Raw genomic sequence first — 9,181 nt, forward strand, 5'->3', positions numbered from 1 at the left:
GCTGGCCGGGGCAACTCCGGGCCCTGTCCTTCAGCGGCGGCATCGTCGATCAGCCCCGTTCGGCGCCGTACGGCCCAGTCCCGGGCAACGAGAAGAGCCCACAGGCTGCGGCGGTGGACGGTGGCCTGACATTGCGGCACGTCCGCAACGCCGCGGGAGATGTAGGCCCGCAAAGTAGAGGCGGCCATACCGCCGATCCCGGCCAACTCCACGACTCCTATGAGCTGGTCCCCTGCGAGCTCGGGAGCAGAGAGGCGCACGACGCACTCCCCCGGCCCTGGCCACCGCGGTCCGCGCGGCGGCACGGAAGGCGTATCTGATCCTCGACGGAACGCTGCTGCCCATCGACCGGATCGCCGCCGATCGACCGTAATACTCCGGCTGTGATCGTACGAAGGACCAGGACGAACCCAAGCAAGAAGGTAAGGAGGATGATGGTCGTGTCGTTCCGGCCGTGGCTTGACTCGTACTCTGGCTGGCTGCTTGTGCCTTGTGTTTGATCTGTCGGCCCGGCCGGAGCGGCGCATACCGGCACCGGGCCGGCGGAGCGTGTCCCGATAGGGGCCTTGGCCTAGAAGGCACCGTCACAGTCCTGACCGCTCCACCGACCGGCGCTGGCCATCGGCACCGCATCGTCGAACTGGAGCACCGTGACCACCCTCAGCATGCCCGCTGCTTTCCGCACTGCCCAAGCCGCCAGGGCCGCTGCCGCGCTGCGTTCGGTGGTGCTCGGCGTCGACACCCACAAGGACGTGCACGTCGCTGCCGTCCTTGACCACCTGGGCGGGCTGCTGGACACCCGGGAGTTCCCGGCCACCGCGGCCGGCTACCGCCAACTTCTTGATTGGGCACGCCAGTTCGGAACAGTACTGCGGGCCGGGGTGGAGTGCACCGGCTCCTACGGCGCTGGCCTCGCCCGCTACCTCGCGACCCAGCGGGTGCCGGTGGTAGAGGTCAACCAGCCCGACCGATCCGCCCGGCGTCGCCGCGGCAAGACCGACGCCGTCGACGCCGAGGCTGCCGCCCGGGCCGCACTGTCGGGCACCGCACGGGCGCTGCCGAAGAGTGGCGACGGGCAGGTGGAGGTGCTGCGCATGCTCCGGTTGGCGAAGAACTCCGCGGTCAAGGCCCGTACCCAGGCGCTCAACCAGCTCAAGGCCGTGCTGGTCAACGCTCCCTCCGACCTGCGCGAGGAGCTGGAGCCACTCTCGACTGCGCTACTGGTCCGCCGTTGCGCGGAGCTGGTCGACCCCCGCGACGGCAACCCGGCAGCCGACACGGCAGCCTTCACGCTCCGTCTGCTCGCACAGCGCGTCTTGCGGCTTCGGCAGGAGGTCACCGAGCTCGGGCGGCGAATGACCGCAGCGGTCCGGGCCAGCGCGCCCAGCCTGCTGGAGCGGCTCGGGATCGGGCCGGACAGTGCCGCGGCCCTGCTGATCACCGCCGGCGACAATCCCGAGCGGCTGAGCAGCGAGGCCTCCTTCGCCGCGCTGTGCGGCCCAGCCCCGTCGAGAAGTCCTCGGGCAAGACCCGGCGCCGTCGGCTCAACCGGGGCGGGGACCGGCAGGCCAACGGGCCGACATGATCACATGCCATCAGCGGCCTGACGATCCATCAACCCTCACGACCGCGGCTTGACGAACATAGGGGCATCAAGCACCGCAAGCACGGGATGAACGTCCAGGCCCTCGCCGTTCCGGCGGGCAGGCTGCTGTGGGCATCGCCCACGCTGCCCGCCACCTGTGGTGGAAACAGCTCTGAGCGGGTGTCCGAACAGCTCGCCAGTACCGGCTGGATCAGTGCACGTTCCTGATGGGGATGACGGCCAGTGCGCCGATCACACAGACCGCGGCGGCGGCGCCGAGCAGCAGGTGGTATGCGTGGCCGCCTGCGGCGTTGACCAGCAGCACGCCGAAGGCGGGGGCGATGGACTGCGGTGCGGCATTGGCGATGTTGAACACGCCCAGGTCCTTGGCCGCGTCCTCCGGATCAGGCAGGACATCGAGGACGAGGGCGAGGTCCACGCTCATATAGACGCCGAAACCGAGGCCGAGGACGACTTCTGCGGCGTAGAAGCCGACGACGGAGTGCGTCGTGATCAGGAGAGCCGTGCCGATACCGAAGACCAGCGCGGAGAACCCGACGAAGACCTTGCGCCGCCGCAAACGGTCGGACAGCCAACCGGCGAGCTGGCCCGCGGCCATCAGGACCAGGGTGTAGAGCAGCACACCGGTGGCCATGACGGACACCGCGCGGTCGTCCGACAGGCCCAGCTGGTCCTCCAGGAACAGCAGCCGGAAGGTGGTGAACATGAACATCGCCAGGATGATCATGAAGCGGGAGACGAAGGCCCAGCCGAAGTCCGGGTGCTTGCGGGGGTTTACCCAGAACGTCTTGAGCACCGTGCGAAGGCCGCCGTCGGACGGCGGCCGCTGCGGCAGCGCCTTGTCGGGCAGTGCGACCACGTACAACACGACAAGGGCTAGCCCGACCGCCGCCGGAACCATGAACAGCAGCATTCCGTCCGTGCCGAGGACCTTCGCCGCGTAGGCGGCGCCGAGGATGGCCACGTTCTGCATAACGCCGATGAGGCCGGCGACTTTGCCCCGCTGAACGACCGGTACCTGGTCGGCAACCGACGCGGTGAACGCGGCCAGGGCGGCGTTGGCGAACATCTGGCTCAGGAACCAGGCGACGGCGACGACCGCCAGACTATGCGCCGTTGCGATGACGGCGAGACCGACAGTCAGCCCGAGAGCACCGATCACCAGCCAGGGCCGGCGTCGGCCGAACCGGCTGGTCGTCCGGTCACTGATCCGGCCGAAGACTGGGTTGGCCAGGAGCGCGGCCAGTGCGCCAGGGCCGCTCACCATGCCGAGCGCGGAGACCTGGTCGTCCTTGGGGACGATGTCCTGCACCTTGATGGCCAGGCTGGCGAAGACCGGGGTGAGCAGGGCTAGGAAGAGTCCGAGCTGTGCCAGGGCCATCGTGGTGACGACCCAGGGGCGAGCACTCCGCTCGAACGAGGAGAGCCGCTCCGTGTACGGGGGAGCGGGATCAGGGCGGGGAGAAGCGGTGGTCATGTGACCGCCTTCGTGCTGGGGAGACGCGATCGGGGATGCGGCGAGGGGCCGCGCGGAGATCGCCGACACTACTAGTACGTGTGACCAACACGTACTAGTAACAGTAAATAAGCACGCGGCGGGCCATGCGTTGGCCGGAAGCGGACGGAGACCTCTTCTTCCGTTCCACCGCGAGCGTCGTCCTCAACGACACCCCGTACCCGAAGATGCCCGGTTCGACCGGTCGGCGCGTTTCCCGACTGCCGCATGGGCCGGCGCGGGTCAACAGTGCAGGTCCCTGCCCACGGCTGAAGTCAGGCAACCTTCGATTTGCCTCACCCCCCCGCTACAGCCCGGCGCACTGCGTATGACCCCGGTAGCCACTGTCTTCTCAGACGTTGTGGTGTCGGTCAGGGCTGGACGATGCCGTGTGCGTGGAGGATGTCGCGCAGTGCGCGCAGCGCGTAGTAGCTGCGTGATTTGACGGTTCCGGGAGGGATGCCGAGGGATGTGGCGGCTTGGGCGACGCTGTAGCCGTGGTAGTACGTCAGGGTGAGTATCTCCCGGTGGGGAGGCGCGAGTTGGCCGAGGGCATCCAGGACGATTTGTGTGGTGAGGATGTTGTCTATGGCGTCGTCGACTATTAGGTCGAGGTCGTCGAGAGGTTGGGATTCGGGGGGGCGGATGCCGCGGGCGCGGTGGTGGTCGATGGCGAGGTTGCGTACGACGGTGAACAGCCAGGGACGGATGGAGATGGCGTCGGTGCTGTCGGAGGCGAAGTGTTTCCATGCACGGGCCGTGGCTTCCTGGAGCAGGTCTTCTGCCTTGTGCCAGTCGCCGCGCAGCAGGCGGGCTGCGTAGCGCAGCAGCGGGGTGGCGTGGTGGTGGTAGACGGCACGTACGAACTCCTCGCATCCGTCGGACTGCAGGGAAGTGGCACTGGCACCCGACATCGATGCTCCGGCTTCCGAAGTCCCCCTCATGTTCTGACACCCTTTGCTCATCAGTGGTCCAGTTCTGTGGCATGCCCCGTTCCCGCGGTGTGCAGGAGGCATCAGGCTTTCCGCACCAACCTGAAGGCGCATACCCAGGCGGCGTACACCCGGGTGGCGTGCGCCCGTTCCTGAGGTGCGGTGCGTGGTTCCTCACGTGCAAGGGGGGCTCGGCACTTCGGCGCCGTTCCTCTCGACCCGGCCCCTGGTGCCGAGCGATTCGACCCTCGCTGTGCTGGCTCTGTGGGCGGATGACGCGCTCTGCGTGGGGCACGGTGGGGCGGTGGGCACGTGCACCCCTGGGCAAGTGCCCACGGCGTGGCCTATGGGTCCGCGCCTGGACTGTGCGCCCATCCGTCACGTGACCTGCGCGTGCCGGCCAGGGCCACCGGGGCATGGGCAGCGGGGGCGTCCATGGGTCTTGGGCTCCCGGCCAGGCGGGCCTGGCGGGATCAGGGTGCGGCCAGCGGCATTCGGAGGCTGTCGTCCCCCTGTCCTGCCGACACGGTCTGCACCTCGCACTGTCAGTCGGCCCGGAGGTACGGCATGGCTTGCTCCCCTCCCGTCGGTGTGACCAACCGACGCTTACAGTCCGGCGGTTGGTGCGCCCATTCTCCGGTGCCCGGAGCTGCGAGACATCTGTCAGATGACAGCGGTCGGCGTCACAGATCGGTGGGAATGGCTGCGGGGTCGCGGCTGAACGCCTCCCGGGCGATCTCCACGCGGCTGCGTATCCCGAGCTTGGCGAGGATGTGCGAGATGTGCGTCTGGGTGGTGCGTCTAGTGAGGAACATGCTCTGCGCGATGTCGGATGTGGAGCGGCCGGCCGTGACCAGGAGGGCGATCTTGTGCTCGGTCGGGGTCAGGGCGTCCCAGCCGTGCGCGGGCCGCTTGGCCCGGGCACGGCGCGCGCCGTAGCGGATCCCGTATCGGCGCAGGCGCGCCTCGGCCCGGCGGATGTCCCAGACCGCGCCGAACGCGCCGTACAGGTCAAGCGCTTCACCCATGACGTGCCTGGACCCGACCGTGTCCCCGTGCTCGGCGAGGACGACGGCGAGGTCCTCCAACGCCCCCGCCAGCTCCACCGGCACGCCGACGGAGCGGTAGTGGTCTACCGCCGACCGCAGCGGTGCCGGATCGCCCTCGTAGAGTCCTGTACACCAGTCGGCGGCCGCCGTGGCTCGGGCGGGGACCTGCTCTGCGGCCGCCTCGGCCCGGCAGGCGTCCAGTGCGGCCGCGGCGGCCGACCGGTCGTCGAGGGCGAGTGCCAGGCGGACGAGCGCCGGCAGCCATTGGTGGATCAGCGTCATCTCGCCGGGCCGCCGGTCGAGGAGGCCGCTGAGGTGCGAGAGGGCCAGGTGCTGGTCCCCGTCCTGTTCGGCGGCAAGTGCCTGCGCGAGCAGCAGGAAGTCGGTGTTCTCCCGATCGGCGACCGTGGCAGGTGGCTGACGCAGTCCGGCCCGAATGTGCGCTTCGGCATTGGCACGATCGTCCCGGCGGACGGCGATGAGGGCGGCCACGCCGTGATGCAGCCACAGGGGGCCGCGCTCGCGCAGTCCCCTGTAGGTCATCGCGGAGACGCTCTGGTCGACCGAGTTGAGCTCCGCCAGCGTGTCATCCCACCGGCCCAGCCAGTACATGAGTACCGCGGCGGTGACGCTGGACATGACGTCATCATCGGCTCGATCGGCGTCGAGCATGAACTGCCGCGCGTCATGAAGGGCCGCCTCGGCATCGGACCACCGGCTCAGATTCTGCAGGGTGAAGATCCGGGAATGCAGCGCGTACGCCCGCAGGTCCGCGTGGTCGTCAGCGGCGTTCAGCGTCTCCAGCGCCCGGTCCACGCATTCCAGCGCGGACAGATGCCGCCGCTGTACAGAGTGGTTGAGCCACAGATCCGTAAGCGCGTACGCGACGGCGAACGTGTCCCGGGCACTCTCGCCGATCTCCAATGCGCGGCGCGCGGTGGCGTCCGCGGCGTCCAGCGCGCCCGATCCCGCTCGCTGGAACATCGCCAGCGAGGCGAGCAGCCGGGCGCGCCAGGCGTCGGGCAGGTCGGTCCGCTCCAATGCCTGTTCCAGGGTCGTGACGGCCGCGTCGTTGTGACCGCCGCTGAACAGCGCGCGGGCCAGTACCCAGTACATCCGCCCTCGGTCGGCCGGCTCCGCCAGTACGGCGAGGGCCTGCCGGGCGCGTGCCGCGGCCTCCTCGTGTCCGCCCGTGCCGACCAGGATGTGGGCATGAGCCATGCTCAACGCGGCACGGTCACGCTCGTCGGCAACCCCGTGGCCCAGTTCCCGACGCAGCAGCTCGGCAGCGATGTGCGGGGCCCTGACCGCCAGCACCGGCGCGGTATCGATGAGCCAGCGCCGGGCCCAGCGGTCGCCGGCGAGGCCCGCCGCCAGCAGTTGCTGTGCCACCCGTTGGGGCTCGACACCGCCGATGCCGTCCAGTGCCTGGGCCGCATCCCGGTGCAGCGCGAGGCGCAGCGCGGCAGGCATGCCGTCGTAAAGCGCCTGGCGGATCAGCGGATGCCGGAATCCCATCCGCTGACCGGCATCGACGAGGATCCCGGCCGCCACCGCCTCCTGGAGATCACCGGAGATGTCGATGACGGACCGGCCCAGGAGCGCTGCCACCTCCGTGACCGAGAACTCCCGTCCGAGCAGCGCGGCAACCCGCAGCATGTCGAGCGCGCCGGGCCCAACGAAGCTCAGCCGGTTGTCCAGCGCCGCGGCCAGCGACCTCGGGACTGTGCTCAACGAGGTCTCCCGCAGCTCGGCGCGCGCACCGACCGTCACCTCGCCTTCCCGCACCAGGGACTCGACCAGCTCCCGCACGTACAGGGGATTGCCGCTCGCCTGGGCGGCAAGCTCGACCAGCGCGGGGCCCGGCTGCGCTCCCGCGACATCGGAAACCAGATCGTGAATCGCGTCCACGCCGAGAGGCCCCAACGAGATCGTTGTCGTGGCGCGGCCGGGCAGCGCGGCACGCAGGTGCCGCATGCCCGGCCCGCGAGGCACCGCCCGGAAGGACAGGACCAACAGCAACGGCAGGTGCACCGCGATCGATGCCAGGCGCCGGCACACCTCCAGCGACACGTCGTCGGCCCACTGCACATCGTCGAGCACCATCACGGTCGACGATCCCGCGCACAGCTCCTCGACCAGGGTGAGGATCATCTCAGCGACCGAGGCGTGCGCTGCGTTGCTCAGGACGACGTCGGGCCGCCGGGCGCGCACGAACCGCGCGATCTCCGCGCGGCCGGGATCGGGCGCGCCCTGCGTGATCTCCAGGCAGTCGAACAGCAGCCGCAACGGCAGCGGGTGCGCGACCTGATCAGCAGTGCCGCGCAGTACCGTACAACCGGACTCCTCGCCGACCGCGGCCGCCGCGGCGACCAACGACGACTTGCCTATGCCAGGCTCGCCCTCGACCAGGACCACGCCGCCGGTGCCGGCTCGCAGCTGCGCGATGGCATTGCGCAGCACTGCCAGCTCGGCCTCGCGTCCGACCAGGTGATTTGGTTGCTTGCCAACCCGCTCACTCGCCGTCATTTGACCGGTCTCCCCCCGCTGCAACCCATGTGTCCCATGATCGCAGCAGAGAGCTCATCGCCACAGTCGCTCCGCCTGTGCCATCGGCCTCTCTCGCGCCACGATGAGCCGAAGCACGATAGGTGTCACCTTCGAGACTGGGTGAGCCGGCCTTTCGGGACCCCGGAAGCACGTTGGCTGTCACGAGTGAGGCACCGTACTTGTCAGCACCGGCCATTTCGATGAAAGAACACCATGATTTCGGAGTACCAGCAGCGACTGCGTGAGAAGTTTCTGCCCGTCCCCGAGGCTCCGCCGCCAGCCCCCTGGCGCACAGTCCTGGACCGGCGAACCCCCATAGGCGGCCTGCTCGGCATCGGCTTCGCCGTCGCTCCCGACAGCGGTCGCGACCTCGTCATGGTGGTCTCCGTTGACGGGCACGGGCTCTTCGACACCGACACCGGGGAGAAGGTAGCCCGGGACCGCGACCCTGATCCCGACGACAGCACACCAGACGCCGTGCCCGATCTCACCTGCCCCGGACTCGGACCCGTCACTGGGACCCGAGTGCGCATCGCCGGACTCTTCGGAGGCGGCCTCCACACCACCACCCTCGACGGATGGAACCTGGAGGTCGTCAGCCCCGAGTGGCCCCACCACCGCGTTCTGCTCTCCACGGACGGAGGAATGCCCCACAGCGGACCGCACGGTGAACGCTGGTGGCACATCCTCGACTCCGACTACTTAGGCCGCGGCCTGCCGGGTCAGAACGGGGCAGGCCCGAGCCGAGCGCGAGATGTGCGGCATGCAAACTCCGCTACATCGTCGAGCGGACTTTCACCTTCCTGCACCAGTTCAAACGCCTCGCCGTCCGCTGGGAGCCGCCCCCGAACTCCGCAACGCCTTCGTCTCGTTGGCGCGTGGCCTCATCTGCCATAGGCGACTGAAGAAGCACCGATCAATCGTGTTACAAGTTCTAGTAGGACTCCGTTAGGTCTTCCGGCCGGGCCTGTTCGGGAGCATGGTAAGTGTGTGGAAGCACATCAAGTGAACCGTGTTCGGGCGAAGTTGGCGTTATATGTCGCGGATGTGTTCGCGTCGGTGCCGCGGAAGGACCAGCGGGCCAAGGGCGACTGCTATCTGCGGGGACTGATGCTGGACGGCCGCCGCAAGTCGATCCAGGCCATGGCCTCACGGCTGCCGGACGGCAACGAACAGAACCTGCAGCAGTTCGTGAACCAGTCCACGTGGGATCCGCTGCCGGTGCAGCGGCGGATCGCTGAGCGGATGCTGCCGCTGATCAACCCCACGGCGTGGGTGATCGACGATGTGTCGGTGCCCAAGGACGGCCGGATGTCGGTCGCCGTGGCCCCGCAGTACTGCGGGGCGTTGGGCAAACGCGCCAATTGCCAGGTCGCGGTCAGCGTCCACGCCGCGACCGACACGGCCTCCTGCCCGCTGCAGTGGCGGCTGTTCCTGCCCGAAGAGTGGGCGTCGGACACCGAGCGCCGGACCATGACCCGCATCCCGCCCGAGGTCACGCACCGCGAGAAGTGGCGCCTGGCTTTGGACATGCTCGACACACTCGCCA

At 69.0% G+C, this 9,181-nt stretch carries 5 protein-coding genes and 3 pseudogenes; 5 read left to right on the forward strand and 3 right to left on the reverse strand.

From position 1 onward, the window contains the following. Positions 1–271: 271 nt before the first annotated feature. The 3 genes and pseudogenes from ACH492_RS33520 to ACH492_RS33530 all read left to right on the forward strand — a co-directional run. Positions 272–370 (forward strand): annotated as a pseudogene (locus tag ACH492_RS33520) (IS5/IS1182 family transposase); the annotation flags it as partial. Between the two features lie 280 nt (positions 371–650). Next, positions 651–1,607 carry an IS110 family transposase gene (locus tag ACH492_RS33525; protein ID WP_398992189.1) on the forward strand — a complete coding sequence of 319 codons (957 nt, stop codon included), beginning with the start codon at positions 651–653 and terminating at the stop codon, positions 1,605–1,607. Between the two features lie 47 nt (positions 1,608–1,654). Continuing rightward, a pseudogene (locus ACH492_RS33530) lies at positions 1,655–1,735 on the forward strand (IS5/IS1182 family transposase); the annotation flags it as partial. Between the two features lie 61 nt (positions 1,736–1,796). Here the strand turns inward: ACH492_RS33530 and ACH492_RS33535 are convergent. The 3 genes from ACH492_RS33535 to ACH492_RS33545 all read right to left on the reverse strand — a co-directional run bounded on the left by ACH492_RS33535 (position 1,797) and on the right by ACH492_RS33545 (position 7,611). Beyond that, positions 1,797–3,083: an MFS transporter gene (locus ACH492_RS33535; RefSeq protein WP_398992191.1), complete on the reverse strand. Its 1,287-nt coding sequence runs from the start codon at positions 3,081–3,083 to the stop codon at positions 1,797–1,799. A gap of 389 nt (positions 3,084–3,472) precedes the next feature. Then, positions 3,473–4,015, reverse strand: a complete 543-nt coding sequence (locus ACH492_RS33540; RefSeq protein ID WP_398992193.1) for a sigma-70 family RNA polymerase sigma factor — start codon at positions 4,013–4,015, stop codon at positions 3,473–3,475. A 701-nt stretch (positions 4,016–4,716) separates the two neighbouring features. Further along, complete coding sequence (locus tag ACH492_RS33545) at positions 4,717–7,611, reverse strand: AAA family ATPase (protein WP_398992195.1); 2,895 nt, start codon at positions 7,609–7,611, stop codon at positions 4,717–4,719. 234 nt (positions 7,612–7,845) lie between these two features. On the opposite strand from ACH492_RS33545, the pseudogene ACH492_RS33550 reads away from it, so the two are divergent. Further along, positions 7,846–8,334, forward strand: a pseudogene (locus ACH492_RS33550) (hypothetical protein); the annotation flags it as partial. A gap of 288 nt (positions 8,335–8,622) precedes the next feature. Then, positions 8,623–9,181 (forward strand): IS701 family transposase (locus ACH492_RS33555; RefSeq protein WP_398992196.1); only part of this gene is annotated, 559 nt, incomplete at its 3' end.

Origin of the sequence: Streptomyces sp. NPDC019443 (assembly GCF_044389785.1) — a bacterium.
In the GTDB taxonomy this organism is placed as follows: Bacteria; Actinomycetota; Actinomycetes; order Streptomycetales; family Streptomycetaceae; genus Streptomyces.

Coding starts and splice junctions, on each gene's coding strand:
- ACH492_RS33535 (WP_398992191.1), bottom strand. CDS start 3,083: ATGACCACCGCTTCTCCCCGCCCTGATCCCGCTCCCCCGTACACGGAG.
- ACH492_RS33540 (WP_398992193.1), bottom strand. CDS start 4,015: ATGTCGGGTGCCAGTGCCACTTCCCTGCAGTCCGACGGATGCGAGGAG.
- ACH492_RS33545 (WP_398992195.1), bottom strand. CDS start 7,611: ATGACGGCGAGTGAGCGGGTTGGCAAGCAACCAAATCACCTGGTCGGA.